The organism is uncultured Thalassolituus sp. (genome assembly GCF_950066645.1).
Lineage (GTDB): Bacteria > Pseudomonadota > Gammaproteobacteria > Pseudomonadales > Oceanobacteraceae > Thalassolituus.
This window is the reverse complement of record NZ_CATMFB010000001.1, coordinates 334,838-350,603: the sequence shown is the minus strand read 5'-3', so window position 1 is coordinate 350,603 and position 15,766 is coordinate 334,838. Positions and strand designations below refer to the sequence as shown.

Here is a 15,766-nt window from a genome sequence, read left to right as displayed (position 1 = left end):
ATGAATATCCTGAAAAGCCTCTTTGGCTCGGACTCAGACCTTTCCCGCCCGGACATTAAACGATTCAGGGATGTTGTGGTCGACCTGTCTTCGAACATTCTGGCAATGCCTGACGTAAAACATACTGCGATGTATCCGATATCAGCATTCCCTGAAGATTCTGATATTTACAATTTAAGAAATTTCTATGAATCAGAAGGAAACGTGTATGCATTGCGCATATACGAACGAGGGTGGTCTCATAAGGGATACAGAGCAAGTTCTATTGGCAGTACTGTACTAACAATCACATTAATGCACTTCCCTGAGCAATTTCATCCCGAACTGAATTTTTTCGATCAGTCCGATCTTGAGATTTCAATACTTAAGCTTTGCAATGAGTTCTGGGCTTGCAACAATACGGGAGCCAAGCTAGGTAGTCTGGGATCTGCGGATCACGTATATCCGGTCAAAAGTGAAGATTTTCAATATAAAGAATTCAACTCTACGCGTTGGTTGGTGGCAAAATCTGAGTACCATCATGAAGAGCCTGAATACCTCTTTGTCGCGCCCGTCAGTAAAAATCACTACTTACTTGTCGACTTCAGCTTGCAGCGCCACTCTGGCTATAAGTACTACAGCCCCGAGCATAATCTTGAAGAAGTTACCCACCAGACCATGAATGACTTTATGGATCGTTGTGTACTCCGCCTCTCACAGAAGTCGCTACGAGATAAGGCAGAAGCAGAGGTATAACGAGTGACAGGGAATCTGGGCCTCTATACAAGAAGCTTATTCAAAGTAAGTGAACGAGACAAAGAACTCTTCGAAATCTACTTGTTAAAAACAAAACTGAGTTTCTATTGCCCCAAAGGCAATGCCCCCTTAAAGGCTGATCTACACGGATACACTCATATAGATGAGCGACCGTATATTAATCCTTTAAGCGCTATTGACTATAGCCCCGATCCTGAAGATGGAGATCCTCTTTATTTCAGTCAGACCTTTTTAAGGCGTGCTTGTTACCTTCTTCCTGAAGGTTGGTTACGGAAACCCGCAGCGGAACTGGTTTTCAGTGCATCAGCGTTGACCAGAAACCTCAGGGACTGTCCCCCTCAACACTTGATGGTGCCCGAGAATACAAAGGCTTGGGTAATCAACCAATGTCGAGAGTCAACGTCTACTTTAGCAAAAGTTGCAATTACTGAAATCGATGGCATGTACCGGATAGATTTCGAAGATACAGACGATGAAGTCACTCCGGTCATCGATCCACACGTACATGTTATCGATGTTGGCGGCCGACCTATATATGCACACAATCCGTCACCCGATCGCTTGCTCTTCTACATTGCCGCATCAGAAGATACGATGATCTCGTTTAACTTTCTTATCAAACTTGTAAGGCAGGCCTCCGAGGCTAAGAAAGAAGATATTATCCGATCTGCATCTATGGAAGCGAATGCGATTATCAATTCAATCAGGCTCGATATTAACCATCGTAGTCCAATGGGCATATCCACTTAGAACTATTGACATGTAGCAGTAAAATTTTCAGCGATGTTGTGAGTAGTATGGTTGATACCATCGTAGGTTTTATCTGGGTATGCGTTACCCCTCCAATTGGCGCAGCCGTCGTCACAAATGGTATTTCAGGCGGTTTAGCTGTAACTTTACTTTCTGCGGCTGCAATAGCAACCAAAGCTCCCAATATTGCTATAAACTCGGTACCTTCATTAAATGAGGGCTTCCATACAAAAGACCAGCCATACATAGAAGCTGGCAAGAAGATTCATAAGCTTATATCGTGAACAAGATGACCATGAAATCATTACGAGGTCCCAAGTGGAAAGATCTAAATAATTTCACAAAGTACTTTGAACTCGGAAACATATCGTTTCAGGCTCCGAAGTCGAATCCGCCCTTTCCTGATAGAGGTTGGGAAATGGAGCCAGATACTATTCCCCATAATTTTGATTTAGTTTATAGCCAAGATATACAGCAACGCGGCGATGTTTCTGCACTGATCATCCACTCAAGTTCATGGAAGTACACGACTACTGGTTTACTTAGATCTTATCAAGGCCACGTAAATATGTTTGTGGAACTCGTTAAGTGTAATGATCTTCCAGTGAATGAGAGCATCTATACCAAGGATGTTTTTGAAAGAGTAATTAATAGCGAAATATGCAACTCATTTCTCGGAAATAAGCACCCAAAGCCCAACGTCGATTCATTTCAGATAAATTCTGACGAATGGCCGAGTTATCTATGTCCACTGAATTGTAAAACAATAAGAGTCAATAGCCGAAACTGGCTATACTATGATTCTCAGCCTCTGGTTGACGGTCCTACAAATGTAATAATTAGCACCCCAATAGGTCACGACACTTACATTGAGGTTTCATTCACTATCGTAAGGTCGACACCAAAGTCTTCAAACGCATACACAACCGAATCCATAGTCGATATCTCAGAGTTTTCGAAGTTGGTTAAAAATATAATCAAATCGATAAAAGTTAGCGTAAATAACGATCATAAATACGATCTGCCAACACTAAGTCCAAAACCAGAAGATCTGAAATTGGCACCTGAGGTTTTAATGGCCTGGAGTGGCAGAGGCGTTAGCAACAAAAGAGATGACCTTAAAAACTCGAACATTGAAATTTATGAAAATTTCGTTGGCAAGCGCGCATCGACTCCAGTCATATGACACCATAAGTTTCAAAAAAGTGCAGATTCGCACTTGAACTTAGCAGGAAGATTTCCAAGGTACTATCATGATTTTTGGAAGTGAAAAAAATCCAAAGGGGCCTGACTGGTCAAAGGCACAAATCGTCGTCAAAGATCTGTCAATAGCGACTCTAAAATTTAAAGTACCACCATCCTCCCCACCATTTCCAGACCGGAATTGGGCTTGCGAAGATGATCACTTTCCGCTGCCAGATTTCAACCTGATTGCTCAGAAATATCTTGAGGAATACGAAAATAGACATAGCACAATAATCTATTCAAATTCCTGGAAATATCGAGGGCTTCCTGTTCTACAGGGATATTGTGGGGGTATTCGGTTTTTCATAACAGCCAGCCGATTGATAAATCCAGCCATTAACTGCACCCTATACTCGCCAGAAGAGATGGCCAATGCCATCATAAAAGAGCATGATTCTTCATTTATTTCAAAACACCATAAGGCCCGATTCGACGACCCGTATGACCTGACTGACATAAAATGGCCTAATTATCTCGCCCCAATAAATAGCCAATGGGTGGATAAGGGTAATACCCGATGGTTATATTGTGAAGCTCAGCCATTAGTAAATGGCAAAACTATTATCACATTCTATACACCTCTTTCTCATGATGTGTACATATCATTTCAATTTCTGATCTCTCGTTCCGCAATAAATGCCGGAAATCCCTATCGGATCGAGGATAGAGTGCCTCTTACTAACTTCACCTCCCTGATCGATAAAATTATGGACTCCGTAGAATTAGATCTTCCTCCAGAAGCTAGTGAGTTAAAGACCTGGAACAGCAAAGATTCCTCAGACATGCCCGTTATTGAAGCCTCTCCAGACTACATCGAGCTGGCAAAGCACGTCCTTTATATGTGGAGTGCTCGAGAATATACCGACACAAAAAGCCCTATAAAGTCAGATCATAGAGCCGATAAGGGTGACGTTTCGAGTTTCATTGAATCGAAGATAAATCCTCGCCCGCTACCTGGAAGCATACCAAGAGGAAATATAATCTACCGTTACTTCGACGCAAATCAGAGCGGTGAAAAAGATACGAATTCGACAAGCCCTCTACTACCGGTTGAATAGTTCATAGAATATATTCCGCTATAAACAGCAGTCATAATCCGAAATCAATCATCCTCATAAAGTTAATCTCAAGATATACATTGACCAATACAAAAAAAACGGGGCTTTTGCCCCGTTTCAATTCCTACCAGATAATCAACTCACCTGGTAAGTGAAGTCACCGTCTTCGGTGGCTCCGATGTGCACTTTCGTGACTTCTTCACCTTCAGCCATCTTAGCCAGACACTCAGATGCCAGTGCTGGCAACACAGTACGGTTAAGAATGGTTTCGATGTTACGTGCTCCGGTATCTGATTCCTGACAACGAGCCACGATGTTGATAAGCACGTCTTCGTCGTAGCTGAACTCTGCTCCGTATTTCTCGGTCAGGCGCTTTTCAATACGACGCATGTTGATCGCTGCGATCTTCATCAGGTTCTCATCATCCAGCGGATAGTAGGCGATGGTGTTCGCACGGCCCATGAATGCTGGTTTGAAGTGTTGGAGCAGATACGGACGGATATTGTCGAGCAGTACTTCAGGCTCTGGTTTCTCTTCCACCTGGTTGAAGATGGCGCGGATGGCGTCTTCACCGGCGTTCGAGGTCATGATGATGATGGTGTTTTTGAAGTCGATATCGCGACCTTCACCATCTTTGATCGTGCCTTTATCGAACAGGTTGTAGAAGATGTCCTGCACCCCTGGGTGTGCTTTCTCCATCTCGTCCAGCAGGATCACGGAATAAGGTTTACGACGAGCAGCTTCAGTCAGTACGCCACCTTCACCGTAGCCGACATAGCCCGGAGGCGAGCCGAGCAGCATGGAGACTTTGTGCTCTTCCTTAAACTCAGACATGTTGATGGTTGTGATGTTCTGCTCACCACCAAATAACTCATCAGCCACCGCCAGTGCAGTTTCGGTTTTACCCACGCCCGAGGTACCACAGAACAGGAAGACACCCATCGGCTTGCGTGGATCCGTCAGGCCTGCACGGGAAGTACGGATGACCTGTGCCACGGCTTCAAGCGCATGTGGCTGCCCGATCACGCGTTGACCCAGACGATCGGCCAGTGTCTGCACGGCACTGATCTGATCACTCATCATTTTGCCTACCGGAATACCCGTCCAGTTTGCGATGACTTCCGCAATGGCCTGCTCATCAACGTTAGCCTGCATCAGTGGGCTTTCCCCCTGAATGCCAGCCAGTTCAGCAGTCAGAGCCTTCAGGTTAGCTTTCAGTGCATCACTGTCTGCTTCAGACAATTTGTCGCCCTCTGCGGCCAGGAAGTTCTGATCAATCTTATCGCGGCATTCGCGAATCTGGCTGATCAGTGCACTCTCTTTTTCGTACTGTTCTTTCAGCGTGGTAAGCAGTGTTTCTGCTTCCTGTTTCTCAGCGTACAGTGCCTCCAGACGCTCGGTATGCTCGCCGGTAGCGGCAGCCTCCCGCTCAAGCTTTCCAATAGTGGTGTCAGCACGTTGAATACGACGTTGAGCGTCTTCGATGGCACCCGGTGTGGATGACTGACTCAATGCCACACGAGCACAGGCAGTATCAAGCAGGCTGACAGATTTATCTGGCAACTGACGGCCTGGAATATATCGGTGAGACAGTTTTACAGAGGCAACGATAGCTTCATCAAGAATGCGTACTTTGTGGTGTTTCTGCAGCGATTCTGCAATACCACGCATCATGTCGATGGCTTTGTCTTCCGAAGGCTCTTCCACCTTCACCACCTGGAAACGACGGGTCAGAGCAGGGTCACGTTCAAAGTATTTTTTATATTCGGCCCAGGTAGTCGCTGCAATAGTACGTAGCTCGCCGCGGGCCAGAGCAGGCTTCAGGAGATTGGCGGCATCGCCCTGACCTTCTTTACCACCGGCACCGATCATAGTGTGCGCTTCGTCGATAAACAGGATGATTGGCGTTACAGAGGCACGTACCTCTTCAATGACCGACTTAAGACGATTTTCGAATTCGCCTTTGACGCTCGCACCAGCCTGAAGAAGACCAAGGTCGAGAGTACGAACCGCGACGCCTTTCAGAGGGTCAGGTACATCGCCCTGAGCGATACGCAGAGCAAAGCCTTCAACGACTGCGGTTTTACCCACGCCGGCTTCACCGGTCATGATCGGGTTATTCTGACGGCGGCGGGTAAGAATATCGATACACTGACGGATCTCTTCGTCACGCCCCAGTACCGGGTCAATCTGCCCATTCTGAGCACGCTCAGTGAGGTTGACGGTGTACTTATCCAGTGCTGGTGTTTTCGAGGCTGTTACCGGGCCATTGCCTGCAACCTCGGCACCTGACTCATCCCCACGGATCAGAGAGTCGGTTTCGCCTGTGGTGCCGAAAATAGCACGTGCCGTTTCACGGATAGACTCCGGCGCGATGCTCTTTAATTCCGGGCAGCTTTCAAGTAACTGACGGCGGGTGCTGTCTTCCAGCAACAGAGCCGCAAGCAAGTGTCCGGAGCTGACCACTGGCTGGCCGTAATCGACAGAAGCAAGCATCCAGGCATTCTTAGCCGCTTCTACAATGGTTGGCGCCAGTGCCGCTGGACGGCTGCTGCCAGAACGGAAACGGGCAATAGTATTCGCCAGTTGCTTGGCAACATTGCCCGGGTTCACATCATGCTTTTCTAACAGAGTGACAAAGTCGGTATCAGAGATATCCAGCAGCTTGAGCAGCCAGTGTTCCAGTTCGACATTGTACTGGCTGTGAGCAAGACAAAGCCCGGCTGCACCTTCCAGCGAATCACGCATGTAGGGCGACATTTTGTCGACCAGTGATTTCAGATTGATGTTAATCATTGGGAAGTTTCCTTTTCAATCGCTGATACTTTTCAGTCCGGCGTACCGGAATTTAATGTGCTAACGGCAATGCATCGTCAGGCACAGGAACATGTTGCGAAAGTCGTACTGACAGTTCATCACCGTCAATCAACTCCGGATTCATATAGGTATTCCAACCGAGCAACGGCTCTGATTTCGTCGGATCAAAAATATTGTCCATCGAAAAATACTTATCACAAAGACGGATTTCCAGATCGAAATCCTGCTCTGCTCCCGCACTCATGCGGATAAATGCCTTCAGTTCTTCCAGCATTTTCGATCCGGGTGCCAGGGCCCGGAATTCTTCCTCAGAATGAGGAATAGCAATCACGGTAAATTTGCTCTGCGCCTGATAACAGCGAGAACCCATTACCGTGTTAACACCCAGGCAGTTATTCACGCCGTGAGGATGATCTTCATCTGGCATCCGGCAACGTGCATCTTCAGGCAGGTCATACCAGGAGCCATTAAACTGTTCTATTTCGATCTCAAGGCCGAACATACCCGCAATACTGCTGCGCAGTGATTCTGCAGAACAGATGGTGCGGCCGAAATGGCCTGCAAACTGCGCAACCGGTTCATCCGGCATATTGCTGCGATAACGTAACTCAGGAAAACCCAATCCAGATAACGAAAGCAACGCATCGGTAAATAAATCTTTCTTTTCGCTGTCAGCCCGCTGGGCCCGCTCATACTCGGGCGCCATCTGATACTTGTGCCATGCTTCATAAAACATGGAAATTGTGCGGTGATTAAACAGATCCAGATAGTCTTTCAACGCCCGGTTTTTCTGACGTAACTCGGCGATAACGACTTCGCTGAGATAGAAAGGCATTACCCCCTGACTACCTGACAGTCCCATCATGGCGACTTCCATCTGCCATTGCAGCGCCGGATTTTCTTCCGAGTCGTGACTGTGAATACGCTTCTGAGACACCTTAGTCACGTCTGAGCCGTTAAAGGCCAGACTGGTACGCGCAGTGAAGTGCACCGACTCCTGATCGGGGCGCGCCAGACCTGCGAGACGACCATCTGCGACCACCTCATCACTGTCCGGATACAGGGTCGCAGCCGTTTCTAACAACCTGACCGCCTGAAAGAAATCGAAACGTTGCGGCTCAGACTGTAACTGATCGATCAGATTAAGGCTTTTTCGCCGGCGCGCGGTGGCCATCGCTTAAACTCCCCATCTTTTCCGCTCAGGCGGACAATCAGTTTGGTAAATGAATTTATCGACCCGTACAGACCGAAAAAACGTTCCATGACGCTGGCAAATATCAGAGGGCTGGTGCCCGCCAACATCACCGGATCCAGCACCAGTTCAATCTGTGTACCACGACACAGCGATACCATCCCATCCACAGAAATAGGCGCCGTCACCGGCTTGGTATGAATTTCCATCACCGCATCAATCATATTGCGAGTGCTGGCCGAATCGCGAAAATCGTAAAGACGCAGAATTTCTTTCAGAGCCTCAACAGAGCCACCGCCCTGACTGAGCGACAGATGGTTAAGGTTAAGATGCGATATCAGGCGCCAGTAACCCCGCTCCCGCAGAGGTGGGCGTATGGTTGCCGTAGGGACCACCGCACAGGAAATACGTTCTGTCGGATATTCATCATCCACGACCTGAAAATACGGCCGCCCCTGCCCGGTTGGAAGTTTTCTGGGTAAATTCCGGTTCGTACACAGCAGGTCCATTTCCAGAGTCTGATTACTGATCTGATACGGGCTGAATGACATATCCACCAGGCTCACATCAACTTCTGATGCCAGCTCGTTTCTGTGATCACCTTCCATGACTTCGCGACGGTGTGTGAGCCAGAACGCCGGACGCTTCTCGCTATTCCGGCTGTGATTCATGCCATAGAAAGGTCGGTAGGTTGTGTACTTACCATCGTTGTCGGTAGCACCTACCTGGGTGATGCTGTAGACCTCAAGGCCTTCACGTCGCCGTGAATCCGGAACCACTGGATATCGGGACTCTGTATGGGTCAGCGCCACCGGGTCTGCTGTTGTCTCAAAAATATTCACCGCCGGCGTACAACCGAGCGCAAACATTCCGGCGTTCACCTGATGCTCAAGTTCGGCATCGCTTTCACGCAGGTACAGGTACACATTAACTGTGTTCGAATAGGAGTCATTCAGCGCGACATCCAGTTGAGTCAGATCGATAAACTGGAATTTTTCCTGGAACGCGAAGAACTCTGTCAGCAGGCGATAGCCCATAAATGCCGTCGGCGGGTATGGCAGAATACCTTCATCAATGCCAAAACCAACCTGCTCAAGACAATCTGAGTTCAGGAATACCGGGCTGACGTCACTCTCACCGTTTGCCACCACGACTTTAAAGCACTTGGTCAGTATCAGATCATAGAGCGGATGAACGTGCTGAGCCTGCCCTTTCAGGAACAAACGTATTTTAGAGAGATCCATCTCACTGGCGTTCAGATCGTCACTCAGGGTGCGGAATGAAATTTTAAGCACCGCTGCAGCGCCCTGGATATCAAAGCTGCCTGGCGCGACAAACGGGCGGGGCATCAACTGCGCACTGTCGACTCTGAGCGGTAACAGCTCAACCGGATACGACGTAGTAAACCGGCATTCCTGATCACCCGCATCGGTATCAATCTGAATACCCGAAGGAATGTCCACCGGCCCGTCGAGATCGTCAAGCGGAGAAAACTGAACCACAGACATGGAAGGAATCGGACGCAGATAATGTGGATACAAGGTCTCCAGCATGGCATCCGTCAGTTCCGGAAAATCATCGCTCAGTTTCTGCTGAATGCGCGCATTCAGAAAGGCAAAACCCGAGAGCAGACGAGCAACCAACGGATCATCAACAGAATCACTACCCAGCTTCAGGCTTTCAGCAACTGAGGGGTGCTGACGGGCAAAATCGCTGGCGGACTGTTTGATAAACGCCAGTTCTTTTTCGTAATGATAAAGAAGCCTGTCACTCATAATCAGAAAATCTCCGAAACATTGACCGTCTGATTTACGGGATTCAATGCAGATTCAAAAATAATTAATTCCTGTAGTGGGTTCACATTCAGTGAAGCCTCAACCCGGAACCGGATTGTTGGATCTTCGTTATCCAGCTTGGTATCCGTTTTCACCTTTACCGAACGGATACGAGGTTCAAATCTAAGCACCGCCTTTTCAATACGGCGACAGAAATCATTACGACTGTCGAAGGAGGTCATATTGATTGTCGACAGATCCGGCAGGCCATAATTGAGAACCGAGTCGTCCAGGTGCTCGTAAGCTTCCGGCGGTGAAATACAGCAATAACGTGTATTAAACAAATGCTCCAGATCGCGGCGGATACTCTCTCGTAAACAGCGCACAATATGATGACTCTGGCGAAAATCGGTCGACTTATTCTGATCCAGAAAACGATCAAGCAAGGGAGGAATAAGCGGCTTTTCTTTACGCTCTGGCATCTTACACCTTCCCTATATCTATCTGGCTGAGCGACGTTGTCAGCTTGAGTTCGGAGACCAGGTGGTCGACCGAATAATGAGTCTTAAGATGTACCAGACTTGAATAATACCCAGGCTTCCCTGGCTCTTCGTCTACCACGACACGCGCTTCACGCAGCGGGTACCGTGCCATCATTTCCCAGGACAGATCATCACGCCCGGTAGTGTACTGATCCAACCAGTTCTGCAGGTAGCGCTCGCAGGATTCGGCGGTGGTATACGACCCGATTTTGTCCCGCACAATCACTTTGATGTACTGAGCAACGCGGGAGCCGCAGAGAATCTGCTGCAACATCGAGCTGATACGGGCATTAGCAGTCGCAGACTTGCTGCTGTAAACCTTGGGTATCTGCACAGACGGGCAGTTATTAAAGACCGCATAGGGTGTCTGAAAACAGTGACACAAAGCCATCAGCCCGTAATCACTCAGCTCTCGTTCAAGTTGATCGGTAATCGTGACTGAGGTCGACATTTTCACCATCGCCCGCGAAGAATCGGTGCGGTACGCCGGTGTCGGAAACTGTGTCACTAAACCGCCACCGTAGTGATCACGGGGCACACCGCGAATATGACTGAACCAGCCCACTTCTGAAAACTCTCGGATAAGCACGGTGCCAAGGGCGAAACAGGCGTTGCCCCATAGATAACGACTGTTATCACGGCCACCAACCTGCTCTATAAAGCGTAAGCCTGAACGAGACCGGCGGTTTTCTTTATAAGGCTCGCGCATCAGAACCTGCGGCATAGTCAACGCAAGAAAACGACTGTCATCGTGTTCACGCATCGAGCGCCAGCGCACATATTCCGACGACCTGAACACTTCATCAATATTGATGTGCAAACCAAGTGTATCGAAATTATCGAGTCCAAAAAGCTGCGGAGCTGCACTGCAGACAAAGGGGCAGAAAGCCGCAGCGGCCGCCCTGCTGATTCCTTGCAGAGTGAAAACATCGTCGAAGCGATGACCATCGTATGGCTTGTGAGCGACATAATAATCGCCAAGCAAAATACTGAATGGTTCACCACCCGGGGTGCCGAATTCTTCGTTGTAGATCAGGTGAAACAAACCGCTCTGATCAAAATCCGGCGCACGTTCCATATCCCGGGACAGGTCTTTCCAACTCACGTCCAGTAAACGGATGTGCGTGTTTTCATTGTTAACGACTGCATCAACGAGAAACCAGACTCCGCGCCAGGAACTTTCCAGCGCCTGAAAACGACTGTCGTGCAGTACTTCGTTAATCTGTTCGTTAATCAATTCGTCAATGGCAGCGATCTGCTGATCAAGCCAACGACGTACCGTCAGGTGTTCATAATTTCGGGAAGGTGCCAGGTGATCGGCCCAGATTCGGAATGCCTGTACGTCATCCTCCTCACGTAAAAACGAGGCGACGCCAGTAAGCGGCAGTTGATCAGACCGGGAATCCGGTATTTGATTCTCTGGTACTGCCTTCATGCCTGCTGAAGTGTTCAGCACGACTGATCCCTTGAGAGCAAAGAAGAAGCCGGGGGCGATAACGCCCCCGGAGCCTGTTACTTAGGCTGAGGAATATTTGCAACCATGCGCAGGGAAGTTGTCAGCTCTTCCATCTGCAGCCACGGCTTCAGGTAAGCAACCGCGCTGTATGCGCCAGGCTGACCTGGGATTTCCTTCACCTCAACACGGGCTTCAGCCAGTGGGTATTTTGCTTTCATTTCAGCAGAGGCATCAGGGTTGCCGTTGGTGTACTGAGCAATCCACTGGTTCAGCCAACGCTCGCAGTTTTCTGCCTGCATAAATGAGCCCACTTTATCGCGCGCCATCACTTTCAGGTAATGGGCAATACGCGAAGTCGCCATCAGGTATGGCAGACGTGCAGAGATAGAGGCGTTAGCTGTCGCATCCGGGTCGTCAAACATCTTCTGCTTCTGAGTAGACTGCGCACCGAAGAACACAGAGTAATCAGTATTCTTATAGTGGCACAGTGGCAGGAAGCCCTGATTCGAGAGTTCAGCTTCACGACGGTCAGTAATACCCACTTCGGTCGGGCACTTCTGGTCAGTGTCGCCATCGTCGCTCTTGAAGATGTGAGTCGGCAGGTTGTCTACGCGACCACCTTCCGCACCACGGATTGCAGTACACCACGAGTTTTCAGCGAACGCACGGGTAAGAGTCGTACCCATCACGTAAGACGCGTTCATCCAGCAGTAATCATCGTGTTCTGCGGCTTTAGACATGCCAGACTCATCCTGATCGAACTCTTCAAAATTGAAGCTTTCAACCGGCTTAGACGCTGCACCGTAAGGAGTACGTGCCAGTACGCGCGGCATAACCAGAGTGACGAAACGAGAATCTTCGCTGTCACGGAAGCTGCGCCATTTGATGTATTCCTGAGACTCAAAAATACTGCCCAGATCACGTGGCTTAGAAAGCTCGGTAAAGTCATCGAAGCCGAACATTTCAGAACCTGCTGCAGAGATGAACGGACAGAAGCCCGCGGCAGCAACGTTAGACATTTTGCTCAGCAGCTCAATATCTTCCGGATGGTTCGTGAATTCAAAGTCACCAATCATGCAGCCATAAGGCTCACCACCTGCGGTACCGAACTCTTCTTCATAAATTTTCTTGAAGGTCTGGCTCTGGTCGAATTCTACCGCCTTATCCAGGTCACGGAAGAGTTCACGCTTGCTCAGGTTGAGCATACGGATTTTCAGAGTAGAACCAGTTTCGCTGTTCATTACCAGATGGTTCAGACCGCGCCAGGAGCCTTCCAGCTTCTGGAATTTTTCTTCATGCAGAATCGCTGTCAGCTGCTTTGACATTGCTTCGTCAATCGCGCTGATCGCCTGCTTGATGGTGTTGGTCAGGTTACGGTCCCAGGTCACAGTCCCTTTAAGAACCTGTTCAGTCAGGTTAGCGAGCAGATCTTCTGTTTCGCTACGCTCTGTCTGCTTGGTGTAAGTGATCGCCTGCTCAAGCAGACTGACCGATTGTTCTTCCGCTTCTGCGCTTACTGAATTCTCTAATTCGGTGCTCATTATTCAGCTCCTTCTTTGCTTTCGCCCAGACCAAGCTGCTGAGAGATTTCAGTAACGTTGTCGGTATTTTTCAGAATTTCTTCGAGAACATTTTCCAGTTCTTCAGAGCGGTCTGCCTTGCTCAGCAGATCGCGCAGTTTGTTACGCGCATCCAGCAGTTTTTTCAGTGGATCAACCTGATCAACGATCGCTTCTGGCGAGAAGTCATCCATCTTACGGAAGTCGAGATCCACTGCCATTTTACTGCCGTCGCCTGCCAGCGTGTTTTCTACCTGCAGGTTCAGCTTAGGATTAACCTTGCCCATCACTTCGTTGAAGTTATCGCGATCAATCTGTACGAACTTACGCTCTTTAAGCGCTTTACGGTTCTCAGCATTGTCACCAGAGTAGTCGCCCATTACACCAGTTACGAAAGGCAGTTCTTTCTTAACTTCAGCGCCATTGGTTTCTACATCATAAGTGATGTGTACGCGAGGCTTACGGACCCGCTTCAGTTTATTGTGGATACTATCGGACATAAGTAACTCCTTTTCTTTTAGTAACGGGCTTTTATACCGTAATTCTGTTTAATTCTTTTTTACCAGCTCATTCCAGAGCGGTTAGTTTCTGGTTCAGGTGCTGCCGCTGGCGCCTCAGCAGGTGCAGCTGCGCTTTCTGTCTGAGCCGCAGGTTGAGGCGCCGCCGTCGCTACAGGAGGCGCAACGTACGTATGCTCGTCACTGCCGTCCATTTTCACACCCGTGTACTGGGAGAACAGACTGCGGGCATTACCATCCGGAATCAGCTCCATCATCAGCTCGGCCACTGTCATCCGCCCCCAGGAAATCAGACGTTCGAGGCCGGGAGCAATCGGAGTATGAGGCTCATACTGACGGAAATATTTTGCTACTTCTTCAAGACGTTTCAGTGCTTCTTCACGATTTGTGATCGGCCCCTGAGTTCCACTGACGAGATGTACCACCCGTGCCCCCTGTGCTGTCTCTGTAACACCCTCAACCGCTTCGGCTTCGACTTCAGCAACGGCCTCTGCCTCTGCTGCGGCAGCCTCTGCGGCATCCAGACGTTCTTTATATGCGAAACGCGTAGTGCGCAGAATTTCATCCAGAAGTTCTGAAATTTTGGTCGAGGGAGGAGCTTCACCGCCGCACTTAGTGCGCAGTTCAGAACTGATGTTCTTGTACGACGCCACACACTCTTCAAGTGTGCTCACGAAGTTCTGACATGCCGTCAGATCCGTGTCGTTAATAGTGTCTTTGAAGTCTTCAAGGCTGTAGCCAAGGGTGGCCAACCGCTCAGCTTTCTTATCGTCATCATCAATACGATCCGCATCACGCGCCTGAAGATACTGCCAGTAACTGAACGCACCTTTGTCACCATAATTGGTAATTTCGAGGTTGCGCAGCGGGGCCAGAAGAGTGCCTTCACCGCCATCACCGTTGAGACCGGTTAATGGCGCGACCCGGGTCTCGATGCCGTCTTCATCCGGCAGCGGGTATAGCCCATCCCAGAAATCTGTCACCAGGCGCTCGATAATCACCAGACCATCGCGCAGCCCGGAAAGCCCTTTAAGCCGGATAAGGCTTTCGAGGTACCAGGCGGCCACTTCAAGATCTTTGGATGTCGAAGACAGAACGCGTTCGGCAACACTGGCTACCGTCTCCCAGGGGCCGATCGTATCGACACTGTCGTCATCACCGAATACCGCAGAACGTTCGGCTGCACGGGCAGCATTACGGGCGTCTTTGATGGTGTAAAAATCAGAGGTGGGTGAGCGGTCTTCGCGGATATCACTGCCCTGAGGCAGGTCCTCACTGATCGGGGCGACCAAAGTTTCAATATCAACTACATGACCAAATGACATTGGAGAGAATCCTTTCAATAAATATGCGAACCAACTCAGCGAAGCCCAATACTACACCCCTGAACCCGAATTGAACACCCAGTGAAAATGGCAGTCAGGCCAGAATCTTCATCACCAGACTGTCGTCTCCTGCCAGTCACCTGAGATCATCGAACTGTATTCATCCGGAGTCGGCAGGCCTGTCGAAACGACAGACATAGCTGGCGCATTCTCATTTTCCATCGAAGCCCAGAGACTGTAAGGAGAACGTTCCTGCAGAACCAGCGGTAAGGCACCGGAAAACAGGGAGTTGCGGTTACCACTGAGCACCACAGTCCCCCGCCCCGAGACTTTCGATGTCGTTTTCTGAGGGGCAAGCTGACACTGCTCAAGCTGCTCCAGAACTTCATCGGCAGTCAGACCCTGCTGCAACGATGCCAGCGCAACCGCTTCAATGGCGGCAAACCAGTCAGTGTCCTCAGCCAGAAAGGTAAAAAGATCTCTCTGACCCGGCAACTGCTCCGCCAGCGTCAAAGGAAAATAACGGCCCACGCTGTCTACACTCGGTACCAGAACCCCAGCCCAGGCACTCTCATCGACGACTCCAGGGCGCAGAGCAAATCGCCAGACCGGACTGGTCAGGTAGTAATCGAGCCACGAATCACCGAGCTGGTTGCGGGATCCGGCAACAACACACTGCAGCCATTCATCCCACACCTGAATAAAACCCTGCGGCAACTGACGACTGATAAAATCACCGTGCGCAGGAAGCTTACCGAACAGTCCAGCCATCA

At 49.4% G+C, this 15,766-nt stretch carries 14 protein-coding genes; 5 read left to right on the top strand and 9 right to left on the bottom strand.

Features of this window, described 5'->3' with window-relative positions; genetic code table 11:
- From Q1L85_RS01580 to Q1L85_RS01560, 5 genes are all read left to right on the top strand, one after another.
- Complete coding sequence (locus Q1L85_RS01580) at positions 1-735, top strand: hypothetical protein (protein WP_300424433.1); 735 nt, start codon at positions 1-3, stop codon at positions 733-735.
- Between the two features lie 3 nt (positions 736-738).
- Positions 739-1,506 (top strand): hypothetical protein, encoded by a 768-nt coding sequence (locus tag Q1L85_RS01575; RefSeq protein ID WP_300424432.1) that lies wholly within the window; start codon positions 739-741, stop codon positions 1,504-1,506.
- A gap of 47 nt (positions 1,507-1,553) precedes the next feature.
- Entirely contained in the window at positions 1,554-1,790 is a 237-nt protein-coding gene (locus tag Q1L85_RS01570; RefSeq protein ID WP_300424431.1) for a hypothetical protein, read from the top strand.
- Positions 1,791-1,801: 11 nt separating this feature from the next.
- Positions 1,802-2,692: a hypothetical protein gene (locus Q1L85_RS01565; RefSeq protein WP_300424430.1), complete on the top strand. Its 891-nt coding sequence runs from the start codon at positions 1,802-1,804 to the stop codon at positions 2,690-2,692.
- Positions 2,693-2,759: 67 nt separating this feature from the next.
- Positions 2,760-3,809 carry a hypothetical protein gene (locus Q1L85_RS01560; RefSeq protein ID WP_300424428.1) on the top strand — a complete coding sequence of 350 codons (1,050 nt, stop codon included), beginning with the start codon at positions 2,760-2,762 and terminating at the stop codon, positions 3,807-3,809.
- Between the two features lie 135 nt (positions 3,810-3,944).
- Here the strand turns inward: Q1L85_RS01560 and tssH are convergent, their stop codons facing one another.
- The 9 genes from tssH to tagF form a co-directional block, all read right to left on the bottom strand.
- Positions 3,945-6,605: a type VI secretion system ATPase TssH gene (tssH, locus tag Q1L85_RS01555; RefSeq protein WP_300424426.1), complete on the bottom strand. Its 2,661-nt coding sequence runs from the start codon at positions 6,603-6,605 to the stop codon at positions 3,945-3,947.
- A gap of 52 nt (positions 6,606-6,657) precedes the next feature.
- Positions 6,658-7,800, bottom strand: coding sequence for a type VI secretion system baseplate subunit TssG (gene tssG, locus Q1L85_RS01550; protein WP_300424423.1), 1,143 nt, complete (start codon positions 7,798-7,800; stop codon positions 6,658-6,660).
- Positions 7,764-9,593 (bottom strand): type VI secretion system baseplate subunit TssF, encoded by a 1,830-nt coding sequence (gene tssF / locus Q1L85_RS01545; protein ID WP_300424420.1) that lies wholly within the window; start codon positions 9,591-9,593, stop codon positions 7,764-7,766. Before tssF ends, tssG begins: the two co-directional genes overlap by 37 nt.
- 2 nt (positions 9,594-9,595) lie before the next feature.
- Positions 9,596-10,075: a type VI secretion system baseplate subunit TssE gene (tssE, locus tag Q1L85_RS01540; protein ID WP_300424418.1), complete on the bottom strand. Its 480-nt coding sequence runs from the start codon at positions 10,073-10,075 to the stop codon at positions 9,596-9,598.
- Between the two features lies 1 nt (position 10,076).
- Positions 10,077-11,591 carry a type VI secretion system contractile sheath large subunit gene (tssC, locus tag Q1L85_RS01535; RefSeq protein ID WP_300432081.1) on the bottom strand — a complete coding sequence of 505 codons (1,515 nt, stop codon included), beginning with the start codon at positions 11,589-11,591 and terminating at the stop codon, positions 10,077-10,079.
- Between the two features lie 56 nt (positions 11,592-11,647).
- Entirely contained in the window at positions 11,648-13,132 is a 1,485-nt protein-coding gene (gene tssC / locus Q1L85_RS01530; RefSeq protein WP_300424414.1) for a type VI secretion system contractile sheath large subunit, read from the bottom strand.
- On the bottom strand, positions 13,132-13,650 hold the full coding sequence (tssB, locus tag Q1L85_RS01525; protein ID WP_300424412.1) for a type VI secretion system contractile sheath small subunit: 519 nt from the start codon (positions 13,648-13,650) through the stop codon (positions 13,132-13,134). The genes tssC (Q1L85_RS01530) and tssB overlap by 1 nt, the downstream gene beginning before the upstream one ends.
- Positions 13,651-13,709: 59 nt before the next feature.
- A complete protein-coding gene (gene tssA, locus Q1L85_RS01520; protein ID WP_300424411.1) occupies positions 13,710-14,993 on the bottom strand; it encodes a type VI secretion system protein TssA in 1,284 nt (427 codons plus the stop codon).
- Positions 14,994-15,104: 111 nt separating this feature from the next.
- Positions 15,105-15,764 carry a type VI secretion system-associated protein TagF gene (gene tagF, locus Q1L85_RS01515; RefSeq protein ID WP_300424410.1) on the bottom strand — a complete coding sequence of 220 codons (660 nt, stop codon included), beginning with the start codon at positions 15,762-15,764 and terminating at the stop codon, positions 15,105-15,107.
- Positions 15,765-15,766: the final 2 nt, after the last annotated feature.

Coding starts and splice junctions, on each gene's coding strand:
- Q1L85_RS01580 (WP_300424433.1), top strand. CDS start 1: ATGAATATCCTGAAAAGCCTCTTTGGCTCGGACTCAGACCTTTCCCGC.
- Q1L85_RS01570 (WP_300424431.1), top strand. CDS start 1,554: ATGGTTGATACCATCGTAGGTTTTATCTGGGTATGCGTTACCCCTCCA.
- Q1L85_RS01565 (WP_300424430.1), top strand. CDS start 1,802: ATGAAATCATTACGAGGTCCCAAGTGGAAAGATCTAAATAATTTCACA.
- Q1L85_RS01560 (WP_300424428.1), top strand. CDS start 2,760: ATGATTTTTGGAAGTGAAAAAAATCCAAAGGGGCCTGACTGGTCAAAG.
- tssH (WP_300424426.1), bottom strand. CDS start 6,605: ATGATTAACATCAATCTGAAATCACTGGTCGACAAAATGTCGCCCTAC.
- tssG (WP_300424423.1), bottom strand. CDS start 7,800: ATGGCCACCGCGCGCCGGCGAAAAAGCCTTAATCTGATCGATCAGTTA.
- tssF (WP_300424420.1), bottom strand. CDS start 9,593: ATGAGTGACAGGCTTCTTTATCATTACGAAAAAGAACTGGCGTTTATC.
- tssE (WP_300424418.1), bottom strand. CDS start 10,075: ATGCCAGAGCGTAAAGAAAAGCCGCTTATTCCTCCCTTGCTTGATCGT.
- tssC (WP_300424414.1), bottom strand. CDS start 13,132: ATGAGCACCGAATTAGAGAATTCAGTAAGCGCAGAAGCGGAAGAACAA.
- tssB (WP_300424412.1), bottom strand. CDS start 13,650: ATGTCCGATAGTATCCACAATAAACTGAAGCGGGTCCGTAAGCCTCGC.
- tssA (WP_300424411.1), bottom strand. CDS start 14,993: ATGTCATTTGGTCATGTAGTTGATATTGAAACTTTGGTCGCCCCGATC.
- tagF (WP_300424410.1), bottom strand. CDS start 15,764: ATGGCTGGACTGTTCGGTAAGCTTCCTGCGCACGGTGATTTTATCAGT.